This is a genomic window from Mycolicibacterium iranicum, from assembly GCF_014190915.1.
GTDB classification, from domain to species: Bacteria; Actinomycetota; Actinomycetes; order Mycobacteriales; family Mycobacteriaceae; genus Mycobacterium; species Mycobacterium iranicum_B.
Map to the genome: position 1 here is coordinate 218075 of NZ_JACHVU010000006.1, position 21026 is coordinate 239100.

Here is a 21026-nt window from a genome sequence, read left to right on the forward strand (position 1 = left end):
GTCAGATCCTGTACCTGCGGCGGATGGCGTCGAAGCGTGCGTGCAGTTGCGCGGCGCGTTCTTCGGGCGTGACGCGCCGGGTGTCCTCCGGCAGGGCGGTGTGCAGCTGGGCAGCCGGGACGACCGTGGTGGTGACCTCGGGAAGCTGCCGGCTTCCGATGACGCGCATCGTCAGGTAGCCCTCGCCGAAACGTTGGGTGTCGATCCAGTTGTGCACGCCGGGATCGTTGTGTGACATCACCATTCGCACACGGCCGTCACCGTCAATGGCCGACCTGCTCGGCGTGTAGCTCACGGGCCGGTACAGGTAATCCATGCTGTTCCAGAATGCGCCCATGTTGGTCAGCATCCAGAACTCCCCGTCGTCGGCGAATTCGAAGACCAACGCGTCGTCGGGTCCGAGCCGCCAGGGCATCGTGACGATCAGCCGGCCTCGGCGCGCGTCGCGCTGTTCGGCTGTGCCTGCGAACCGCGCACCGGGGAACACGTTCGGCTCGGGCTCGCCGAACAGTGAACCGATCTGCAGCTCGCGATCGGGCCAGTCCGTCATCGCTCCGGTGAGGAAGTCGCCGGCCCACTGCATCGATGCGATCAAATCCTGCGGTGTCGGGACCGGCCGCGGCTCGTCCATGTCGATGCGCTCGATGCTGAACTGCGCCGAACGCTCCGCCCAGGAGTCGAACCCCTGCCGCATGAACAGTTTTCGGGAACCCGGCGTGGTGGGAAGCCAATTCGGTTCTCGCCGTTCACCGCCGATGTAGAGGACGAAGCTGCCGTCGGGCTCGGTCTTCAGCTCGTCGCCGGTGATGTTCGCCTCCGGAGTGTCGCCGAAGGGCTCGTGCAGATTCGGGTGATTGGCGCCGTAGTACACGTCTTTCTCGGGACGCGGCCCCTGGACGGTGAAGTTCAGGAAGCGCGCCGTGCCCCGGTCGCCGGCGATCCGATACGTCGACGCGCCGTCGATCCACGCCTGCAGATAGACGAAGTCGGCGTTGTCGCCGCCGAGCTTGCGGGTGGGGCCGCAGAACGGGTGGATCACCGGATAACGGGTGTCCTTCGTCTCCAGAGCCAGGTCGTAAGCCTGCCCGAGATTCTGCGTCAGGTAGCGGAACGCGTCGGCGCGCTGCAGCCCGTTCGCCGGCGAGGTGTCCTTGAACGCGAGATCCCCGGCCGCCTTGAGCCGGTCGCAGAATTCATGCCACGCTGCCTGCAACTCCACGTCGTCGTCGGTGTCGCCGAAGGCCATCAGCGCCTCGTCTCGATGTCGATGCCGAAACGCTCCCGATAGGGGGCGAATTCGTCGTGTAGCTGCTGCACGGGAACCGGCAGGACATCGGTGGAGTAGGTGAACTTGCCGTACCGGTCGCTGCGGTTGGTGACGAGATAGTCGCGCATCGCCTTCTCCGCGGCGGCCGAGAACGACGCTCCGGCGAAGTCGTAGAAGCCGGCGATCGTGGCGACCGGGTCCGCGACGAAGTCGCGGTAACGCACATGGTGGATGCGTGGGTCGTCCACCAGTGGGTCGGTGAGGTAGGCATGGAAGTTGGCCCGCGACCCCTCGATCGTGGCCTTGGCGTACTGCGTCCAGTCCAACGTCCCGGCCAGGCTCTCGTTGATCTGCCCGAAGGCCACGATCTGGGAGGCGAGCACCTGCACGGGGTCGCGGTGCACCCACACGATGCGGGCATCGGGATAGGTGTCGAAGAGAGCCCGAAGCCGTCGGCCGTGGAAACCCTTGAGCAACCACCGCTTCGGTGGCCGCGTGTACTGGATGTGCTGCAGCATCATCCGGTGCAGGGCGTACTGCGCGTGGTGGTCCTGAGGAAAGTTGTTGATCGTCATGGGAACTCGCCACCAGGCGCTAGGGTTCGTCGCACGGAAGTCGAACGCCCACGTGCGTTCACACTCGGGCAGGCCGTCACCGAGTAGATCGTTGTAGGGATGGCTGACGATCCATGGCGGGATGCGGTCGAGGATCGCGCGCCAGTCGGCATCGGCCTGTGCCCGGCGAGGGTCGTCGTCGGCCGCCGGACCGGGTGGCGGCGACGGGTACATCACCTCCCAGAACCGCAGAGCTCGCGAATCCTCGTCCTCGGCAAGCAGCGCGTGCAGCAGCGTCGTACCCGACCTCGGCTCGCCGGTGGCGAACAGCGGAGCCGTGATCGGTTCTCCTGCAAGCGATAAGCGAGCATGGTCGGCGACGAAGTGCAGGCGGCTGGTCAGCAGCTCATCGATCGTGTACGCGGCTGCCTGCGAACCTGCGTCGTCGAGGCCGGCGTCGTTGAGGCGGTCGACGACCAGTGCCACGCGTGCGGGCAGGGTGTCATCGCCGAAGTCGGTGAGCCCCGTCGACTCCTGCGCGGCGGCGAGGAGGACGTCGGTGCCCAATAGGGTCATCGTGTGCTTCCTGTGAGCTGCAGCAGTGCGTCCTCGACCTCGCGGACCTTGCGCGCCGAGGCGGCGGCGTAGGCCTGGCCGGCCATGCCGCTGTAGTCGAGGACCGACACGACCCGGGCGCCCGCGTCGCCGAAATCGGCGATCTGCTCGGCGACCTGCTTCGGCGTGCCGTGCGTAACGACGGACAGGATCGCCGCCGGGTCGACGTCTTCGAAGAGCCGGAGCAGCCTGTCGCGGGTCAGCACGCGCGGGTCGATGTCCTGGATTCCCCGCCAGCGCTGCCCCATCGGATGGCGGTGGCCGGCGGCTTCGAGGGCGTCGGCCGTGAGTTGTAGAACCAGCGACTTCACCAGGGGCCGTTGCAGGATCTCGGTCAGTTCGTCGGGCTCGCCCAGAAGGCAGACCACCATCTTCGCGGGTGTGATCGCCTGCGGGTCGCGCCCGGCCTGTTCGGCTGCCTGCCTGATCTGCGCCAGCTGGATCGCGTACGTCTCGGGCCCCGCGCTGCCCGTCGGCCACCAGCCGTCGCCCAGTTCCCCGACCAGTCGCAGCATGCGGGGGCCGTTGGCGCCGATCCAGATCGGCGGCGGGCCACTGTGGTGCAGTTCGGCGTCCAGTCGCGCGTGCTCGAGCGTGAAGTACTGTCCGGCAACGTCGATGGGCCCCTCGGTGTCCCAGAGCAGCCGGATCAGGCGGACCGCTTCGGCGAACCGGCCCACGGTGCGCGTGTGGTCGAAACCGTACGGCGCCAGGTTCTCCCGCTCGCCGGCACCGAGTCCCAGGATGAACCGGCCGTCCGAGAGATGGCTCAGCGTGAGCGCCGATTGGGCCAGCATCACCGGGTGGCGGCGGACGGTGTCGAGGACGCTGGTCGCGAGGCGCACGCGGGTGGTGCGCGCGGCGACGGCGCCGGCGACGGTCATCGAATCCAGGTAGCGGTGCGGCGACGGTGAAATCTCGGCGAGGTCGGTGAACTCCGGCGTCCAGATCGAATCCGGCCAGAAGCTGACAAGGTGGTCGGGCATCCACAGCGAGTGGTAGCGGCCGTCATCGAGGGCGGCGAGCCCGGTGAGGTCGAGCGGCAGGGTCGTCCGAAAGAACGAAGCCAGCTCTAAGGGCATGCAGCGGAAGCTACCCCAGGATGGCGGCTACGTCAGCGGAATGCTGAGCATTCGCTCAGCACGGGTGGGCCGGCGCTGCCGAGCAGCGCGCCGCGGCAGTGATCGCTACGGGAGGCTGTCTTTCTTGGACTTCGGCGGCGTCGCGGGGGCCGTGGTGCCCGGCGCAGTCGTGGTCGTCGTCGTTGTCGTCGACGTGCTGGAGGGATCGTCACCACCGCCGCATCCTGCGACCAGCGTGCCCAGGGAGACGATCCCGATCGCCACCGCGAGCGCCGGAAGACGACGTGCGGGTCGAGGCCGCCGGACACCGGTTGCGGATATGCGGACCCGTTCGTTTTTCATGTTGACCCCCACCTCGACGTCCTGTCGTTCAGACAGATGTGTCGTTATATAGCACACGACGAAGGGTTTCCGATCGAGCTGACGACGTTCGTCAGCGCTGCCGTCCCAGGAGCACAGGTGTCCACCGGGCGCTGGCACAGTGACTGACAATCATTCAATAGCGTTGTCCCGCAACCAGTATGAGCGACCTAGGCCCATTCAGACCCTGGGCCGGCGCGTGGGACCTATAGTTGGCTGCCTGCGACGTGGCGAACGCTGCGGTGGCCGGCCCTGCTGTCAGCGGCGCGGTGATCGAGTCCGTGCGCGACGCGTAGATCACACGCGCGGTGAACAAGGAGGTCTGGTTGCGACGCTCACGTGCCGCCGCCGCGCTCGCGACCGCTGTGTTCGCCGCGGGGTGCGGGGCTGATGGCCCCGCCGGGGGCGCGACGGCGTCATCCGCAGCGGCGGAGTCGGGGACCATGGTGGCCACCTACGAGGACGCCACGTCGCCGGAAGCGATAGCCGGGCAGACGCTGATGCAGAACGCGAACCTGCTGGAGGATCTCGCAGCGAGCGCCAACGAGCTGCTCGACTTCCCTTTCGACATCCCGCTGTTGGGCGCGCAGTGCGACGTGGACAACGCCTTCTGGGACCCGTCGGGCAAGACGATGACGATCTGCTACGAGGACGCCGAGCACAGCCTGCGCATCTTCACCGCCAACGAAGACCCCGACCCCGACAAGTCTGCCGTCAACGCCGAGATCGCGACCTTCTACCACGAACTCGGCCACGCCACGATCGACATCTACGACCTTCCGACGACCGGCCGGGAAGAAGACGTGGCCGACCAGCTGGCGGCCTACATGCTGCTCGAACCGGACGAGAACGGCGAGGTCGACGTCGAGGAGGTGCAGGCCGCCAAGGATTACGCCCGGATGTTCCGCGCGTACGCGGAGGAGCGCGGCGAGGTCGGCGAGGACGTGTTCGCCGATGAACACCCGCTCGATCAGGCCCGCATGTACAACTTTCAGTGCTGGATCTACGGGTCGGACCCCACCGCCAACGCCGACGTCGTGGACGACGGGCTTCTTCCTCCGCGCCGGGCGCAGGGTTGCGAAGCCGAATACAACAAGCTCGCACAAGCGTGGTCCGCATTGCTGGCGCCGCACCTCAAGTAACGCGAAGGGTGGTGGCGACGTCAGCACAATGCTGGATCGCCCTCCGGCACGCAGAGGCTACTTGGGCTGGCGGAAGTACGGTTCGACCGTGCCGCTGAGCTTCACGACCATGGGGTTCCCGCGACGATCCTTGGCGGTGGGCACTTCCACGCGCACCCAACCCTCTTCCACGTCGTATTCGTGGACATTGGTCTTCTCTGCGCCGTTGAAGCGAATACCGACGTCGCGCAGGAGCGCCTCTTCGCTATAGAACGGGCTGTTCGGATCAATCGAGAGGTGATTGGGTGGAACGTCGGTGATCGAATCGTCGGACATGATGGCCTTCGGTAGATGGTGCGTCGGTCTCGGGTGGAATCGCAGTGAACCTACCCGACCCTGACCGCGCAGCCGACTCGCTGAACTGCTCGTTCCGTGGGTGGAGCTAAGGGGATTCGAACCCCTGACCCCCACACTGCCAGTGTGGTGCGCTACCAACTGCGCCATAGCCCCTTGTTGTGCTCATCGAAGCTACACCACGACGGGTACCGGCTCAAAATCGCTGGTCACGGCACTTCGCCACCGGCTTCGGGGCCCAGCGGCCGCGCCTCGGTGTGCTTGTCGGACGGCCGCGGGCGCGTTTCGGGAGCGAACACCCATCCGATTGCCGCGATGCCGAGGATGACGCCGCTGACGAGGAAGGCCCACCCGTACGAGGTGTACTGCGCGATCAGCCCGACGAGCAGCGAACCGCCGATGGAACCGAAGTCCGCCATCATCTGGAACGTCGCCACGGCCGTCCCGCCACGCGACTTGTTGCCCACCACGTCGGCGACCGCAGCCTGCTGCGGAGACACGAAGATCCCGGTCGCCGCACCCGCGACGTAGGCGGCCACCAGGAACACCGGCAGCGACGTGGTGAAGCCCACCAGCGACGTCGACACCGCGGCCAGCGTCAGCCCGAAGATCAGCAGCTTGCGCCGGCCCAGCCGGTCCGACAGGTAGCCGCTCGGGATGACCACCGAGATGTTGCCGACGGCGAACGCGGTCAGCGCCAGACCCGCGGCGCCAGGTCCGCGGCCCAGCACCTCGACGACGAACAGCGGCACCAGCGCGATCCGCAGGCCGAACGACGCCCACCCCGTCGCGAAGTTCGAGAACAGTGCCGCGCGGTAGGCCCGGTGCCGGAACACCGTCCGGAACGCGACCGGAGGCTCCGTCGTCTCGTCCCCCCGGCCGACGACCGTGGAGTTGCGCAGACTGACGAACACGACGGTCGCCGCGACGAGCAGCGCGGCCCCGTAGATCAGGAACGGCGCCGACAGCCCGAAGCCTGCGGTGAGGCTGCCCAGGATCGGCCCGCCGACCGAACCGATCATGAAGCCCGACGAGAACAGGCCCGCGACGCGCCCGCGGGCGTCGGCCGGTGAGATGCGGATCATCAGTCCGAGCGACGACACCGTGAACATCGCCGACCCGACACCGCCGAGCGAGCGGAACAGCAGGAGCTGCCAATAGGTTTCGGCGAACGCGCACGCCGCCGTGGACAGCGCGACGATGATCAGGCCGCTGATGTAGACGCGCCGCTCCCCCAGCCGCTGCACGAGGAAACCCGCCGGCGGCGCCCCGACCAGTCGCATCACGGCGAACGCGGTGATCACGAAGGTCGCGGCCGCGATGCTGACCCCGAAGTGGCGGGCGTACTGCGGCAGCACCGGGGCGACCACGCCGTACCCCAGCGCCACGACGACGTTGGCGACGACCAGGACCCAGACCTCGCGCGGGAGCCGCTGCTTGACCTTGTCCTGACAGTCGCCCTCTGCGGCGGACGTCACGCAATGACCTTATTGACCACGTCGCGCGCGGCTTCCTGCACCTCGGCGAGATGGTCTGCGCCGCGGAAGCTTTCGGCATAGATCTTGTAGACGTCCTCGGTGCCGGACGGGCGCGCGGCGAACCAGGCGTTCTCCGTCGTCACCTTCAGACCTCCCAGGGGGGCACCGTTGCCGGGCGCCGACGTCAGCTTCGCGGTGATCTTCTCGCCGGCCAGTTCGGTCGCGGTCACCTGCTCGGCCGAGAGCTTCGCCAGCCGCGCCTTCTGCTCGCGGTCGGCCGGCGCATCGATGCGGGCATAGGTGGGCGCGCCGTACCTGTCGGCCAGTTCCGCATACCGCTGCGACGGCGTGGATCCTGTGACGGCGAGGATCTCCGAGGCCAGCAGCGCCAGGATGATGCCGTCCTTGTCGGTCGTCCACACCGAGCCGTCACGCCGCAGGAACGACGCCCCCGCGCTCTCCTCGCCGCCGAACCCGATCGTCCCGCCGATCAGCCCGTCGACGAACCACTTGAAGCCCACGGGAACCTCGACCAGCGTGCGGCCGAGTCCGCCCACCACGCGGTCGATGATCGAGGAGCTGACCGCGGTCTTGCCGACCGCGGTGTCGCCGGCCCACTGCGGCCGGTGCGCGAACAGGTAGTCGATCGCCACCGCGAGGTAGTGGTTCGGGTTCAACAGGCCGCCGTCGGGCGTGACGATGCCGTGCCGATCGGAGTCCGCGTCGTTGCCCGTCGCGATCTGATAGGCGTCGGGGTCGGCCTTCATCGCCCGGAGCAGGCCGGCCATCGCGTTCGGAGAGCTGCAGTCCATCCGGATCTTGCCGTCGGTATCGAGCGTCATGAATCGCCACGTCGCGTCGACGAGCGGGTTGACGACCGTCAGCTGCAGGTTGTGCCGTTCGGCGATGGCACCCCAGTAGTCGACGCTCGCGCCGCCCAGTGGGTCGGCCCCGATGCGGATCCCTTCGGCGCTGATCGCGTGCAGATCGACGACGTTGGGCAGATCCGAGACGTAGGCGTCCATGTAGTCGTGCCGCTGGGCTGTCCGCAGCGCGCGCGCCGGGGGAACCCGGTGCACGCCTTTGAGCCCCTCCCGCAGGATCTCGTTGGCGCGCTTGGCGATGGCGCCGGTGGCATCGGTGTCGGCGGGTCCGCCGTTGGGCGGGTTGTATTTGAAGCCGCCGTCGCGGGGTGGGTTGTGCGACGGGGTGACGACGATCCCGTCGGCCAGACCACCCTCGCGGCCCCGGTTGTAGGACAGGATCGCGTGGCTGACGGCCGGGGTCGGGGTGTAGCGGTCCGCCGAATCGATCATCGCGACAACGTCGTTGGCGGCCAGCACCTCCAGCGCCGACACCCAGGCCGGCTCCGACAGGGCGTGCGTGTCGCGACCGATGAACAGCGGACCGGTGGTGCCCTGCGCGGAGCGGTACTCGACGATGGCCTGCGTGGTGGCCAGGATGTGCGCCTCGTTGAACGCCGCGTCCAGGCTGGATCCCCGGTGTCCCGAGGTGCCGAAGGTCACCTGCTGATCGACGTCGTCGGGGTCGGGCTCGACGGTGTAGTACGCCGTCACGACGGAGGCGATGTCGATGAGGTCTTCGGGTTGCGCCAGTTCGCCGGCACGCGGATTCGCCATACCGTCGATTCTGCTCCTTCCACCTCCCCCACAGCACGCCGCGGGGTGGGCATACTGTCGCCCATGGCGCTCGACCGGCGAGAACTGGCCGCGGTGTTCGCCGGAGGTGCGCTCGGCACCCTGGCCCGCGCGGGGTTCGAGGAACTCGCCGCACCGGATCCCGGCCGCTGGCCCTGGCCGACCTTCACCGTCAACATCGTCGGCGCATTCCTGCTCGGCGCGATCGTCACCCGCCTGCTCGAACGTCTGCCGGTCTCCGCGTACCGGCGACCGTTTCTGGGCACCGGGCTCTGCGGCGGCCTGACGACGTTCTCCACCATGCAGGTCGAGACCATCAAGATGGTCGAGCACGGCCACTACGGCCTGGCGGTCGGCTACACGTCGGCCAGCATCGCGGTCGGCCTGGTGGCGGTGTACCTCGGGACCGCCCTGACCCGGCGGGCCGGGGTGACACGACGCCTACGGCAGCGGCAGGGCGCTCGATGACCGACCCCTTGGTGTGGGTGGGCGTGCTCCTGCTCGGCGGCGCAGGCGCGGTCACCCGGCTCACCGTCGACAAGGCGGTGTCCCGGCGGCTGAGTACGGCGTTCCCGTACGGCACGCTCGTCGTGAACATCAGCGGGGCGCTACTGCTGGGCTTCTTCGCAGGCCTCGCGCTGCCCCCGCATCTGGCGTTGCTGGCGGGGACCGCGTTCGTCGGGTCCTACACCACGTTCTCGACGTGGATGCTCGAGACGCACCGGCTGGCCGAGGAGCGCCAGATCTGGTCTGCACTGGGCAATATCGGCGTCAGCATGGTCCTCGGGCTCGGCGCCGCGCTGCTGGGGCAGACCGTGGGAGGCCTGTGGTGAACCGCGACATCCTCACTCTCACGGTGTACTTCGCCGAGCGCCAGCGCAGCGGCGACCGCTTCCTCGCCGACGCGGTGCTCGATCTGTTCGAGCGGCATCGCATCGCGAACACCGTGCTGCTGCGCGGCATCGCCGGCTTCGGCCCGACGAACGTCGTGCGCACCGACCGGTCGCTGAGCCTGTCCGAGGATCCTCCGGTCGCGGTCGTCGCCGTCGACACCGCCGAACGGATCTCCCAGCTGGCCGCGGAGGTGGCGACACTCACCGATCGCGCGGTGCTCGCGCTGGAGCGTGGGTCACTCCTGCCCGACGACCCGGGCACGCTCGACGGCGACGTGCAGCTGTCCCTGCATGTGGGCCGGCGGCACCGGGTGGCGGGGCGCCCCGGTTACCTCGCGGTCTGCGACGCGCTCCACCGGCACGGGTTCCTCGGCGCCGAGGCGTACCTCGGGGTCGACGGCACGGCGGCCGGGCAGCGGCGCCGCGCACGGTTCTTCGGCCGCAACCGGGACGTGCCGGTGCTCGTGGCCGGCATCGGCACCGCGGCGCAGGCTCTGCGTGCCGCCGACGAGGTGCGGGGGCTGCTGCCGGAGGCGTGGTTCACCCTCGAGCCGGTCACGGTGCATCGGAACGGCGGCGGCCACGTCGCCGGGACCCCGGCGGACGACGGGGCATTCCGCCGCATGGCCGTGCGCACGTGGGAATCGTCGCTCCATCACGGCCAGCCGATCCACCGGGCGCTGATCGCGCGGCTCAGGCAGTCAGACCGTGCCGGTGGCGCGACGGTCTTGCGCGCGATCTGGGGCTTCCGCACACCCGGCGAGCCCCACGGAGATCGTTTACTACAACTGGCCCGTCAGGTCCCCGTGACGACGGTGGTGCTGGACACCGCCGAGCGAATCGCCGCGGTCTTTCCGATCGTTGACGAGCTCACCTCCGGCGAGGGTTTGGTCACGTCGAGCCCGTTGACGGGTCTGCTGGAGCTCTACGACGGTCAGCGGCGGGGTCACCTCGGACCCGGTGGCGAGACGGGGCTGTCCAAATAAACTGTGAGGGTAGCCTATCTTTAGCTGACGGGGTAATCTCTGCCGCCATGACCACATCCCCGGCGCCATCTCCACACGGCGTCAGCGCAGCCCTCATCGAGATCCTGCGCCACGACCTCAACGTCGACACCAGCCGCCTGACGAGCGACTCACGGCTGATCGACGATGTCGGACTGGACTCGGTCGCGTTCGCGGTCGGCATGGTGGCCATCGAGGACAAACTGGGCGTCGCGCTGGCCGAAGAGGACCTCCTCGCGTGCGACACTGTCGGCGATCTCGAAGCGGCCATTCTGGCCAAAGCGCCTGCGGCCTGGTGAGCGTTCTCGCGACCACGCTGTCCGAGACGATGACCAGCTCGACGCGCGACCTGGTCATCCTCGACCGCGCCAGCGGTCAGTGGATCCGGCACCCGTGGCAGGAACTGCACACCCGCGCCGAGAACGTCGCCGAACGGATCCTCGAAGGACCCGACGGCGCCGTCGGGCTCGTCGGCGAACCCACCGTGGAGTTCGTCGCCGCGATCCAGGGCGCCTGGCTCGCCGGGCGAGCGCTGTCGATCCTCCCCGGTCCCGTCCGCGGCGCGGACGACCGGCAGTGGGCACACGCCACCGCCCAACGCTTCAGCGGGATCGGCGTCACCCAGATCGGCACGCACGGCGATCATCTGAACCTTCTGCGAGACAACGTATTCGGTATCAACGTTCATGACCTCGCCGCGGTGGGCCACGCGCAGCGCTCCCGCACGCTGGTCGCGCAGCCCGCGCCCGGCGGCACTCCCGCGGTGCTGCAGGGCACCGCCGGATCCACCGGGACACCGCGCACCGCGATGCTGTCCGCCGAAGCGGTCCGCACCAACATCACCGCTCTGCTGACCCACACCGGCGTGGACCCTGCCGTCGACATCGGGCTGACGTGGCTGCCGCTGTACCACGACATGGGGCTGACGTTCCTGCTCACCGGGCTCGTCAGCGGCGCCGAGATGTGGCTGGCGCCGACCGCGGCGTTCGCCGCCTCACCGTTCCGGTGGTTGACCTGGCTGTCGGAGAGCCGCGCAAGCCTTACTGCGGCACCGAATTTCGCGTATTCGGTGATCGGCAAGTACGCCCGCCGCGTGCCGCAGGTGGATCTGGGACACCTGCGGTTCGCCATCAACGGCGGGGAACCGATCGACTGCGCCGGTTTCGACCTCTTTCTCGACGAGCTGTCCCGCTTCGGGCTCGACCGCAGCGCCGCGGCTCCGTCGTACGGATTGGCGGAGTCGACCTGCGCCGTGACCGCCCCGGGCCCCGGGACCGGCCTGCTCGTCGATCGGATCGTCGATCCCGGCACCGACGCCGTCCGCACTCACGCCGTCCTGGGCAAGCCCGTCCCCGGGATGGAATTGCGCATCGCCCCGTCGCCCGCGGCCGAACAGTCCGGTGACCGCGAGATCGGCGAGATCGAGATCCGCGGCACGTCGATGATGTCCGGATACCTCGGTGGTCAGCCGCACAGCCCCGGCGACTGGTTCCCCACAGGCGATCTCGGCTACATGACCGACGGCGGCCTCGTCGTGTGCGGACGGGCCAAGGAGCTCATCACCGTCGCCGGCCGCAACATCTTCCCCAGCGAGGTGGAACGCGTGGCGGCGCAGGTGCGGGGCGTGCGCGAGGGCGCGGTTGTCGCCGTGGGCACCGACAACGATTCGGTCCGCCAGGGCCTGGTCATCGCGGCCGAGTTCCGTGGGCCCGACGAGGCAGGCGCGAGAAGCGAAGTCGTGCAACGCGTCGCCTCCGAATGCGGCGTCGTCCCCGCCGAGGTGGTGTTCCTGACGCCGGGCTCGCTGCCGCGCACCAGCTCGGGCAAGCTGCGCCGGCTCCAGGTCAGACGCGACCTGGAATCCGCTCGGGTATGAACGGGTCCGCCGGTCTGACGGAGGACCGCGAGCCGGCGAGGAGGCGCTGCACCCTGATTGCGGGCGCCGGTCCTGCTCAGGCCGGTCTGTTCAGCGCGTACAGCGCCATCTTCCGGTTCGACATCTGATGCTCGCCCAGGAAGTCGCACCTGGCGTATTCGCACAGTCTGCGCGCGCCGGTGTTGCGGTGGTCCGGGTCGAACATGATGCGTGAGCACTCGGGTTCCATCGCGAACAGGCTGGCGGCCAGCCGCGGCAGAAGCAGCGGACCGAAACCCCGGTTGACCATGTTCAGATCGGCGATCGCGGCGTGCAGGCCCAGGTCGTACGGGTGGGCGTCATATCGTGGCGCGATGGAGTCCTTGGCTGCGCGGTACACCTCGATGTAGCCGCTGGGCTCGCCGTGGAATTCGCCGATCAGCGGCCGGGAGTAGGTGCCGGCCAGTTGCGCCCGCAGATACCCGTGCCACCACTCGACGGGTCTGTCGTACTCCCACGCCTCGGCGAGATGCGGCCGGTTCATCCACTCGGAGATTATCGCCGCGTCGGTGTCGGGATCGACCAGCCGGAAGTGGTACGGCGCAGCCACCTGTGGGATCGGCGGGGGCGGCACGGCGCGGACCTCGTCGCTGAGGTCGGTGAGCTCCCTGGGCAGGATCGGCAGCACGTCTGTCATGGTGAGGCCAGAGCCTACCGGAGATAGGTGAGCCTATGCTTAGGCCAGACCCGGTGCGGCAAGCAACAGACCGCCGGCGGCGAGCAAGGCGACGACCTTGACCACCTCCAGAACGACGTAGGCGTAGTGAGCGCGTGAGCGCGGCCCGTCTTCTCCCGCCAGGACGCGGTCGGAGCGCCGGGTCAGCGCCGGCCGCACCACGGCCATCTGCCCGATCAGCACCGCCACCGCGACGAGTAACGCCGACCGCGGCGGCCACGGAGCTGCGGCGCCGAATGCGGCGAGCGTCGCCGCAGCGCCCAGGACGATCTCGCAGGTGTTCAGTGCGCGGAACACCAGCCGGCCGATGCCCAGCCCCACCGGCAACGTCACTCCGGGCGCACGGAACTTGAGCGGTGCCTCCAGGAACGAAATGGCCAGCACCATCCCCAGCCAGACGAATGTGGCCGCCGTGGCGACCGCGTGAGCGGCGTTCACGCGCCGAAGCTTAGGTGACATCGTGGAGCGATGGACACCGACCGCGTCTCCGAACTCCAGCGCTGGGAGGACTCCGGTGCGCTGTGGCGCGTCGTCGGCCGCACCGCCTCGTCGGCGACGGTGGTGCTGATGACGTGTGACGGCGGCGAAGAGGTCGGGAGATTCACCAGCGACGACCCCCGCCTGCTGGCGTTCGTCGCCGGCCGGGACAGCAGCGAGGACTGACCGCCCCGTCCTGCTGTTCCGCCGACCAGAACGGCGGCCGGGGTTACCGTACGGATCAGACGCACGGAAGGACCCCGCCATGGTGACCACGTCTGCCTTTATCGACGGTCCGTTCGCACGCCACGGGCAGGTCATCGGCCGGGTCGGGGCACTCGCAGTCGCTCTGGGCATCGGTCTGGCGATCGCGCAGTCCCCCGCGGTCGCCGGGGCTGATGACGACACCGCCACGTCCGACTCGGCGACCTCGGAACATAAACCGGCACAACAGAATTCAAAGGACGTCGCAGACAGCAGCGCCGACGCGGGTGCCAGCGACGAGCCGGTCGACATCGACGATGAGCAGGCCGAGAACGACCTACCCACCGACGACCCGTCGGCCGAGGACGAGACGACCGCAGGCCGTTCCAGCTCGCGCGCGACGGTCGAGGTCGTGTCCCCCGGTGCCGATGTGGACGGGGACGACCGTGACGACACCGGCGACGACACCGCCGACGACCCCATCGAGCCCGCTCCGGCGGCGGTGTCCGCCCTGGCCGGGTCCGCCCGACGCGAGAGCACCGCCGAGACCGCGGAGACGACCGAATTCACGGCCCTCGCCCAGACCTCGGCGAGCCCGTTGGCCACAGAGCAGCAAGCCGAGGCCGAGAAGCTGGCCGCTGCGACGGTCAGGACCTGGCCGGTGCGCCTCATGAAGTTCGTCCTGGGCATCGGCTGGCTGGCCACCGCGCAACGGGAGTACGACGAGATCGGCGGCGTCGACGGACAGAACTTCTGGCACCTGGGCCGGTCGGTCGACGAGTACGCGCTGGGCGCGGCCTTCCAACAGCAGTTGCTCAATCCGATGACCCCGACGGTGGTCACGCAGGTCGCCCCACCGCACACCTGGTTCGGCCGCGACGTCAAGGGATCCCGCATCCTCTACGACAATCCCGACACCGTCTACCGGTTCATGGGCGTGAACATGTCCTCGAGTTATGTGATCACGGGGAAGTTCTCGGGTGCACTGCCTGCCGACACGAACTTCAGTGTGCTGACGGGTCTGTCCGGCATCACCGCCGACAACCTGAGTGGCCGCCGGCTGATCGTGGAACCGGACGGTTCGTTCACCATCACCGTCAGCGCCGAGGCGGCCACACCCGGCCACGGTAACCACCTGCAGCTCACCCCGGAAACGACCTTGATCGCCGTGCGGAACACGTTGTCGGACTGGACCACTCAGTCACCGATGAGCCTGTCGATCGAACGGGTGTCAGGACCCCGCAACAGCCTGTTCAGCCAACTGGGCGGGTTCGCGATCCCCGGTCTCGGTCCGATGGTGACCAAGAGCCGGCTGCTGACTGCGTTGGTGTCGCTGATCCCGCCCGTCAAAGAGCCGCCGCTACTCCTGCGCGGGACGTTCACCGCCCTCGTGATGGCGATGGGACTGGGGAGGGAATCGACATACATCAAGGTCGCGACCACCGACCCACAGACTGGAGACCGGGTACCGCCGAACACGCTGCCCCAGCCCTCCCGCAACGCCGAGTTCCTGGCCACCCAGCTGCAGAGCGCCGGGTACTTCGCCCTGTCCGACGACGAGGCACTCGTCGTCACCATCACGCCGGGCAACGCGCGCTACTTCGTCGTTCCGGTCACCAACCAGTGGACCATCTCCGACGACTACTGGGACGAGCAGACCAGCCTCAACAACGCCCAGGCCAAAGTCGATCCCGAGGGGAGCGTCACTGTGGTGATCTCGCCGACCGACCCCGGTGTGTACAACTGGGTGTCCACCGGCGGGCTCAACCGCGGCACAGTGTCGATCCGGTTCCAGGACCTGGACCTGGCCTCGTCGCTCGCGCCCACGGTCACCGCGCGGGTGGTCCCCCTCGGCGACCTGGCAGCCACACTGCCGACGACCACGGACTACGTCACCGCCGAGGAACGCGAGGCTCAACTCGCCCTCCGCAGAGCAGGGTTCAGCCGCCGGTTCACACCGTGACGGTCAGTGCTTGTCCTTGCGGCCGAACGGCAGGACGTGCACGACGGCGACCACCAGGGCCCCGATCACCAGACCGATGACCGCCGACGCGGCGGTGTTGACCAGCCAGCCCAGCACACCGCCCACGCCCGCGACGTGGTGGACAGCCTCTTCGGCGTGGTGGACCAGCGAGTACGGGCCGTGCCAGCCGAGCTCATCGCTCCCGACGAGCAGGATGTGGCCGCCAACCCAGAGCATCGCCGCGGTGCCGATGACCGACAGCGCCGACAGCAGTTTGGGCATGCCCGCAACCAGACCCCGGCCCAGCTTCTTGGCGAAGCCCGACGATTTCTGGGTGAGCTTCAGACCGAGGTCGTCCATCTTGACGATTCCGGCCACGACGCCGTACACCGCGACCGTGATCACCACCGCGACGACGAGCAGGATGACCAACCGCGGCCAGAAGGACTGGTCGGCGACCTCGTTGAGAGCGATCACCATGATCTCGGCCGACAGGATGAAGTCGGTCCGGATCGCGCCCGTGACCATGAACTTCTCGGCGTCCTGACTGGACGCGGCCACCGGGGCGCCGTGCTTGTCGTGGCCGCGGATCATGCCCCACACCTTCTCGGCGCCCTCGAAGCACAGATAGGTGGCGCCCAGCATCAGGATGGGTGTCAAAAGCCAGGGAACGAACTGGCTGAGCAGCAGCGCGGCCGGCAGGATGAAGACGATCTTGTTCCGCAGCGAGCCCAGCGCGATGCGTCTGATGATCGGCAACTCGCGCTCAGCGGCGATGCCGTGCACATATTGCGGGGTGACCGCGGTGTCGTCGATGACCACGCCGGCGGCCTTGGCGGTCGCCCGTCCCGCGGCGGCACCGATATCGTCGACGGACGCGGCCGCGAGGCGGGCCAGCGCGGCGACGTCGTCGAGCAGCGCAAACAGGCCCCCACTCATGGAGCCATCCCGATCGCTTGGGCGGTCATGGCTGGAAGGTTACCCAACAGGACCCGGCCGCACGCCAGGCCCAACGCGGACGATCCGCCGGCCAGATGCCCAGCCGCGCCGGTGGCGAGCATGCTCACTGGCGTCTCCGGCGGCGAGTCGTTCCGCCCGACCGCGAAACACGCTCGAAACACGTTGGCAGCACACAGGTGCCACGGACGCGCACCCGCGGAGAGCGCGCCCGCCGGACCCGCCACCACTTGTGCGCGACGGACCTGACCCCTTGATCGCCGGTGCGTCACACGGGGCAGGCCGCAGCGCGGACGCGGTCGGCTGAGCGTTTGGGATACGGCCACCGGGGTACCTCCGGTGGATTCCTCGACAGCAAGGTGGACCCATGAATTCTCGTTTGTCACGAACGCTGCTCGCCTCCGGAGGCGCCGCGGTGTTGGCGCTCGCCGTCGGATGCGGCGGTAGCGACAGTGGAGACGAGTCGACGACATCGACCACCACGACCTCGACGGAGACGAGCACCACGATGACGACGCCGTCCACGCCGACGGCCCCGGTGACGACGTCTGCGCCCGCGCCGGCGGAGACCACGGCGCCCGGCGGCGGGGGCTCGATCCCCGGTGGCCCGACCGGCGGCGGCGGACCCGAGGGTGGCGGCGGCTCCATTCCGGGTGGGCCCACCGGTGGCGGCGGACCCGAAGGCGGCGGCGGCGCCATCCCCGGCGGCCCCACGATCACCGGCGGACCCGGCGGCGGCGGTGGCTCCATTCCCGGCGGCCCGACGATCAACATCCCGGTGCCCTGAACCGCCCCGTGAGTACTGACACACGCACGCCTGCCGTTCTCTTCGACATCGACGGCACGCTCGTCGACTCCAACTACCTGCACGTCGCCGCGTGGCTGCGGGCGTTCGACGCCGAAGGGATACCGGTCGAGAGCTGGCGGGTCCACCGCTGCATCGGCATGGACGGCTCCACGCTGATGCAGACCTTCGCCGGCGATGCCGCCGAGGATGTCCTGGACCGGCTCAAAGATGCCCACAGCCGGTTCTACAAAGAGACGTCCGGCCTGCTCGCCCCGCTGCCCGGTGCACGCGAACTGCTGCGCGGGGTGGCCGACAAGGGCCTGCAGGTGGTGTTGGCCACTTCCGCGCCCGAAGACGAGCTGGCCATGCTGCGCGAGGTGCTCGACTGCGACGACGTGGTGGCGGCGGTGACGTCCTCCGAGGATGTCGACACGGCCAAACCCAAGCCCGACATCGTCGAGATCGCACTCGACCGCGCGGGGGTCAGCGCGGAGGATGCCGTCTTCGTGGGCGACGCGATCTGGGACTGCGAGGCGGCCAACCGCGCAGGAGTCCCCTCCATCGGTCTGCTCAGCGGGGGCGTCTCGCGTTCCGAACTGCGGGAGGCCGGCGCGTCCGACGTGTTCGAGAATGCCCGCGACCTGCTGACGAAACTGGACTCCACGCAGATCGGTGATCTCGCGGCGCGGGTCAGCGCCCCGCGGTAGCGATCTCGGGTCGGATCCTGGCAAGGCGCCGCTGCGATGCGGCGCTCCGGATCTTCTGCGGCCACCAGAACCACCGGCCCAGCAAGGCCGCAACCGCCGGTGTCATGAACGACCGCACGATCAGCGTGTCGAACAGCAGCCCGAGGGCGATGGTGGTACCCACCTGGGCCATCACGGTCAGATCGCTGAATGCGAAGGTCGCCATCGTCGCGGCGAAGACCAGGCCTGCGGAGGTGACGACCGACCCCGTGCCCGCCATCGCACGGATGATGCCGGTCTTGAGGCCTCCGGCCAGTTCCTCCTTGAACCGCGACACCAGCAGCAGGTTGTAGTCCGAACCGACGGCGAGCAGCAGGATCACCGACATCGGCAGGACCATCCAGTGCAGTTCCAGGCCCAGGATGTGCTGCCAGAGCAATACCGACAGACCGAAAGATGCTCCCAGCGAGAGCAATACGGTGCCGACGATCACCGCGGCGGCGACCACGCTACGGGTGATGATCAACATGATCACGAAAATCAGTGTGACCGCGGCGATTCCGGCGATCAGCAGGTCGTAGAACGCACCGTCGCGCATGTCCTTGTAGGTGGCCGCGGTGCCGGCGAGGTACACCGTCGAGCCCTCCAGCGGGGTCCCCTTGATCGCCTCCTTGGCCGCAGTCTTGATCGGCAGCACATGCGAGATGCCCTCGACGGTGGCCGGATCCCCCTCGTGGCTGATGATGAAGCGCACCGACTTGCCGTCCGGGGAGATGAAGTTCTCCATGCCCCGCTTGAAGTCGTCGTTGTCGAAGGCCTCGGGGGGCAGATAGAACGAATCGTCGTTGCGGGAGTCGTCGAACGCCTCGCCCATGGCGTCGGCGTCCTCCGACATCGCCGCGCTCTGATCCTGCTGGCCCTTCTGGCTCTGGTACTGCGTCAACATCATCGTCTGCATGTCGCGCATCGTCTGAATCTGCGAGGGCAGCAGCGCGATCAACTGCGGCATCAGCTCGTCGAGCCGCTCGAGTTCGGGCACCAGCTCCTGGATGTCGTCGGTCAGCGGGTTGATGCCGTCGAGCGTGTCGAACACCGACCTGATCGTCCAGCAGACCGGGATGTCGTAGCAGTGCGGTTCCCAGTAGAAGTAGTTGCGGATCGGTCGGAAGAAGTCGTCGAAATCGGCGATGTGATCGCGTAATTCGGCGATGTCGATCGTCATGTCCCTGGTCTTGGCCACCATCTGGTGGGTGACGTCGGACATCTGCTGCATGAGGCTCGACATCCTGGTCATGGTGTCGATGTTGGTCTGCATCGCGTCGGCCTGGACGAGCATGTCGGCCATCCGGTCCTGCATGTACTTCTCGTTGAGACGCTGTGTGGTGCCCTGCATGCTCATCTGGAACGGAATGGTGGTGTGCTTGATCGGTTTGCCGTCGGGACGGGTGATCGTCTGCACGCGGGCGACACCGGGCACCCGGAAGACGGCCTTGGCGATCTTGTCGATGACGAGGAAGTCCGCCGGGTTGCGCAGGTCGTGGTCGCTCTCGATCATCAGCAGCTCGGGGTTCATCCGCGCGGAGCCGAAATGCTGGTCGGCAACCGCATATCCGACGTTGGCGGGAACCTCGGCGGGCAGGTAGTCGCGCGCGTCGTAGTTGGTCTTGTACCCCGGGAGCGTGACCAGGCCGACCAGGGCCAGCGCCAGCGTGGCGGCCAGCACCGGACCGGGCCAGCGCACCACGGACACGCCGATCCGCCGCCACCCGCGGGAGCTGATCTCGCGCTTCGGGTCGAACAACTCGAAGCGGCTGCCGACGGCGATGACCGCGGGGCCGAGCGTCAGCGCCGCGAGGACCGCGACGAACGTGCCGACCGCGCAGGGCACGCCCATCGTCTGGAAATACGGAAGCCGGGTGAAGCTCAGGCACAGCATCGCGCCCGCGATGGTCAGGCCCGAGCCCAGGATCACGTGCGCGGTGCCGCGGAACATCGTGTGGTAGGCAGTTTCCCGGTCGTCGCCCGCGCCCCGCGATTCCTGATAGCGGCCGATCGCGAAGATCGCGTAATCGGTGCCCGCGGCGATGACCATCAGAGTCAGCAGGCTCGTCGCGAAGGTGGACAGGCCGATGATCTCGGCGTCGGCCAGGAACGCGACGATGCCGCGGGCCGCGCCCAACTCGGCGAAGACCATGAACAGGGTGAGCAGCATCGTGGCCACGGAGCGGAAGACGATCAGCAGCATCACCGCGATGACGCCGATCGTGATCATCGTGACCATGAAGATGCTCTTGTCGCCGGCGTTGTGCTGATCGGCCACCAGTGGCGCGCCTCCGGTGACATAGACCTCGATGCCCGGCGGTGCCGCCGTTTCGGCGATGAGTTCACGCACCGCCAGCACGGCTTCGTTGGCCTTCGGCTCCCCCTGGTTCCCGTGCAGGTACACCTGCACGTAGGCCGCGAGGCCGTCGGTGCTCTGGGCGCCCGATGCGGTGAGCGGGTCTCCCCAGAAGTCGGCGACGTGCTGGACGTGCTCGGTGTCGGCCTCGAGTTTGTCGACCAGTTCGTCGTAGTAGCGGTGCGCGGCGTCGCCGAGGGGCTGTTCACCCTCCAGCACGATCATCGCGGTGCTGTCGGAATCGAACTCGTCGAAGTCGGCGCCGATGCGCCTCATGGACACCATCGACGGGGCGTCGTTGGCGCTCAGCCCGACGGTGTGTTCCTCACCGACCTTCTCCAGCGGCGGAACCGCGACGTTGGTGACAACGGTGAGCAGGATCCAGCCCAGGATGATCGGCACCGCCAGGGCACGGATGACCCCGCCGATCCCGGACCGCCCGGCACCTGCCACTTCCACCGCCCCCGCTCAGACCTACCCCTCGGCCCACACCGAAGCCGCGCGCGTGACACAAACTGTGTCGCGTGTCATACATGTAGTGCGTCAAACCATTGCCTGTCAATCGGGCGTTGACAGC

20 protein-coding genes and 1 tRNA gene are annotated in these 21026 nt (G+C 68.3%); 10 read left to right on the plus strand and 11 right to left on the minus strand.

Annotated features, from left to right (window positions below; translation table 11 throughout):
• Position 1: 1 nt before the first annotated feature.
• Genes FHR72_RS15495 through FHR72_RS15505 form a run of 3 tightly spaced genes read right to left on the minus strand, consistent with a single transcriptional unit; the run spans position 2 to position 3518 of the window.
• Positions 2-1246: a DUF1214 domain-containing protein gene (locus tag FHR72_RS15495; RefSeq protein ID WP_183469542.1), complete on the minus strand. Its 1245-nt coding sequence runs from the start codon at positions 1244-1246 to the stop codon at positions 2-4.
• Complete coding sequence (locus FHR72_RS15500; protein ID WP_183469544.1) at positions 1246-2397, minus strand: sulfotransferase family protein; 1152 nt, start codon at positions 2395-2397, stop codon at positions 1246-1248. The genes FHR72_RS15495 and FHR72_RS15500 overlap by 1 nt, the downstream gene beginning before the upstream one ends.
• Positions 2394-3518 (minus strand): LLM class flavin-dependent oxidoreductase, encoded by a 1125-nt coding sequence (locus tag FHR72_RS15505; RefSeq protein WP_183469545.1) that lies wholly within the window; start codon positions 3516-3518, stop codon positions 2394-2396. Before FHR72_RS15505 ends, FHR72_RS15500 begins: the two co-directional genes overlap by 4 nt.
• 686 nt (positions 3519-4204) lie before the next feature.
• Here FHR72_RS15505 and FHR72_RS15510 point away from each other — a divergent pair.
• Positions 4205-5020, plus strand: a complete 816-nt coding sequence (locus tag FHR72_RS15510; RefSeq protein WP_183469547.1) for a DUF4344 domain-containing metallopeptidase — start codon at positions 4205-4207, stop codon at positions 5018-5020.
• A gap of 57 nt (positions 5021-5077) precedes the next feature.
• Here FHR72_RS15510 and FHR72_RS15515 read toward each other — a convergent pair whose 3' ends face one another.
• The 4 genes from FHR72_RS15515 to pgm form a co-directional block, all read right to left on the minus strand.
• Positions 5078-5335, minus strand: a complete 258-nt coding sequence (locus FHR72_RS15515; protein WP_183469550.1) for a DUF3297 family protein — start codon at positions 5333-5335, stop codon at positions 5078-5080.
• Between the two features lie 101 nt (positions 5336-5436).
• Positions 5437-5509: transfer RNA gene (locus tag FHR72_RS15520), tRNA-Ala, on the minus strand.
• A 53-nt stretch (positions 5510-5562) separates the two neighbouring features.
• Entirely contained in the window at positions 5563-6831 is a 1269-nt protein-coding gene (locus FHR72_RS15525; protein ID WP_183469552.1) for an MFS transporter, read from the minus strand.
• Complete coding sequence (gene pgm, locus FHR72_RS15530) at positions 6828-8471, minus strand: phosphoglucomutase (alpha-D-glucose-1,6-bisphosphate-dependent) (RefSeq protein ID WP_183469554.1); 1644 nt, start codon at positions 8469-8471, stop codon at positions 6828-6830. Before pgm ends, FHR72_RS15525 begins: the two co-directional genes overlap by 4 nt.
• A 63-nt stretch (positions 8472-8534) precedes the next feature.
• On the opposite strand from pgm, the gene crcB (FHR72_RS15535) reads away from it, so the two are divergent.
• The 5 genes from crcB (FHR72_RS15535) to mbtM are packed head-to-tail and all read left to right on the plus strand — an operon-like array spanning position 8535 to position 12262.
• The gene (crcB, locus tag FHR72_RS15535; RefSeq protein ID WP_183469556.1) at positions 8535-8957 is read left to right on the plus strand and encodes a fluoride efflux transporter CrcB; all 423 of its coding nucleotides are present in this window, start codon (positions 8535-8537) and stop codon (positions 8955-8957) included.
• Positions 8954-9322, plus strand: coding sequence for a fluoride efflux transporter CrcB (gene crcB / locus FHR72_RS15540; RefSeq protein WP_183469558.1), 369 nt, complete (start codon positions 8954-8956; stop codon positions 9320-9322). The genes crcB (FHR72_RS15535) and crcB (FHR72_RS15540) overlap by 4 nt, the downstream gene beginning before the upstream one ends.
• A complete protein-coding gene (locus tag FHR72_RS15545) occupies positions 9319-10368 on the plus strand; it encodes a putative PII-like signaling protein (RefSeq protein ID WP_183469560.1) in 1050 nt (349 codons plus the stop codon). The genes crcB (FHR72_RS15540) and FHR72_RS15545 overlap by 4 nt, the downstream gene beginning before the upstream one ends.
• A gap of 35 nt (positions 10369-10403) precedes the next feature.
• Positions 10404-10685 carry an acyl carrier protein gene (locus tag FHR72_RS15550; protein WP_311736158.1) on the plus strand — a complete coding sequence of 94 codons (282 nt, stop codon included), beginning with the start codon at positions 10404-10406 and terminating at the stop codon, positions 10683-10685.
• Positions 10682-12262: a long-chain-fatty acid--ACP ligase MbtM gene (gene mbtM / locus FHR72_RS15555; RefSeq protein ID WP_183469564.1), complete on the plus strand. Its 1581-nt coding sequence runs from the start codon at positions 10682-10684 to the stop codon at positions 12260-12262. Before FHR72_RS15550 ends, mbtM begins: the two co-directional genes overlap by 4 nt.
• A gap of 76 nt (positions 12263-12338) precedes the next feature.
• Here mbtM and FHR72_RS15560 read toward each other — a convergent pair whose 3' ends face one another.
• Both FHR72_RS15560 and FHR72_RS15565 read right to left on the minus strand, forming a co-directional pair.
• Complete coding sequence (locus FHR72_RS15560; protein ID WP_183469566.1) at positions 12339-12938, minus strand: GNAT family N-acetyltransferase; 600 nt, start codon at positions 12936-12938, stop codon at positions 12339-12341.
• A 39-nt stretch (positions 12939-12977) separates the two neighbouring features.
• Positions 12978-13415 (minus strand): hypothetical protein, encoded by a 438-nt coding sequence (locus FHR72_RS15565; protein ID WP_183469567.1) that lies wholly within the window; start codon positions 13413-13415, stop codon positions 12978-12980.
• A gap of 30 nt (positions 13416-13445) precedes the next feature.
• On the opposite strand from FHR72_RS15565, the gene FHR72_RS15570 reads away from it, so the two are divergent.
• Positions 13446-13640, plus strand: coding sequence for a hypothetical protein (locus tag FHR72_RS15570; RefSeq protein WP_183469569.1), 195 nt, complete (start codon positions 13446-13448; stop codon positions 13638-13640).
• Positions 13641-13719: 79 nt separating this feature from the next.
• On the plus strand, positions 13720-15621 hold the full coding sequence (locus FHR72_RS15575; RefSeq protein ID WP_183469571.1) for a RodZ family helix-turn-helix domain-containing protein: 1902 nt from the start codon (positions 13720-13722) through the stop codon (positions 15619-15621).
• A 3-nt stretch (positions 15622-15624) separates the two neighbouring features.
• Here FHR72_RS15575 and FHR72_RS15580 read toward each other — a convergent pair whose 3' ends face one another.
• Positions 15625-16560 carry a DUF808 domain-containing protein gene (locus tag FHR72_RS15580; protein ID WP_183469573.1) on the minus strand — a complete coding sequence of 312 codons (936 nt, stop codon included), beginning with the start codon at positions 16558-16560 and terminating at the stop codon, positions 15625-15627.
• 385 nt (positions 16561-16945) lie between these two features.
• Between FHR72_RS15580 and FHR72_RS15585 the strand changes: the two genes are divergently transcribed.
• Entirely contained in the window at positions 16946-17365 is a 420-nt protein-coding gene (locus FHR72_RS15585) for a hypothetical protein (protein ID WP_183469575.1), read from the plus strand.
• A gap of 8 nt (positions 17366-17373) precedes the next feature.
• A complete protein-coding gene (locus FHR72_RS15590) occupies positions 17374-18072 on the plus strand; it encodes an HAD family hydrolase (protein ID WP_183469577.1) in 699 nt (232 codons plus the stop codon).
• Here the strand turns inward: FHR72_RS15590 and FHR72_RS15595 are convergent.
• Positions 18056-20902: an MMPL/RND family transporter gene (locus FHR72_RS15595; protein ID WP_183469679.1), complete on the minus strand. Its 2847-nt coding sequence runs from the start codon at positions 20900-20902 to the stop codon at positions 18056-18058. The two genes, FHR72_RS15590 and FHR72_RS15595, sit on opposite strands and share 17 nt — an antisense overlap.
• Between the last annotated feature and the right edge of the window lie 124 nt (positions 20903-21026).

What these genes read in the sequence shown, in the direction of transcription:
- FHR72_RS15495 (WP_183469542.1), bottom strand. Translation starts at nt 1,246, where the DNA reads ATGGCCTTCGGCGACACCGACGACGACGTGGAGTTGCAGGCAGCGTGG.
- FHR72_RS15500 (WP_183469544.1), bottom strand. Translation starts at nt 2,397, where the DNA reads ATGACCCTATTGGGCACCGACGTCCTCCTCGCCGCCGCGCAGGAGTCG.
- FHR72_RS15505 (WP_183469545.1), bottom strand. Translation starts at nt 3,518, where the DNA reads ATGCCCTTAGAGCTGGCTTCGTTCTTTCGGACGACCCTGCCGCTCGAC.
- FHR72_RS15515 (WP_183469550.1), bottom strand. Translation starts at nt 5,335, where the DNA reads ATGTCCGACGATTCGATCACCGACGTTCCACCCAATCACCTCTCGATT.
- pgm (WP_183469554.1), bottom strand. Translation starts at nt 8,471, where the DNA reads ATGGCGAATCCGCGTGCCGGCGAACTGGCGCAACCCGAAGACCTCATC.
- crcB (WP_183469556.1), top strand. Translation starts at nt 8,535, where the DNA reads ATGGCGCTCGACCGGCGAGAACTGGCCGCGGTGTTCGCCGGAGGTGCG.
- crcB (WP_183469558.1), top strand. Translation starts at nt 8,954, where the DNA reads ATGACCGACCCCTTGGTGTGGGTGGGCGTGCTCCTGCTCGGCGGCGCA.
- FHR72_RS15560 (WP_183469566.1), bottom strand. Translation starts at nt 12,938, where the DNA reads ATGACAGACGTGCTGCCGATCCTGCCCAGGGAGCTCACCGACCTCAGC.
- FHR72_RS15570 (WP_183469569.1), top strand. Translation starts at nt 13,446, where the DNA reads ATGGACACCGACCGCGTCTCCGAACTCCAGCGCTGGGAGGACTCCGGT.
- FHR72_RS15575 (WP_183469571.1), top strand. Translation starts at nt 13,720, where the DNA reads ATGGTGACCACGTCTGCCTTTATCGACGGTCCGTTCGCACGCCACGGG.
- FHR72_RS15580 (WP_183469573.1), bottom strand. Translation starts at nt 16,560, where the DNA reads ATGAGTGGGGGCCTGTTTGCGCTGCTCGACGACGTCGCCGCGCTGGCC.
- FHR72_RS15585 (WP_183469575.1), top strand. Translation starts at nt 16,946, where the DNA reads ATGAATTCTCGTTTGTCACGAACGCTGCTCGCCTCCGGAGGCGCCGCG.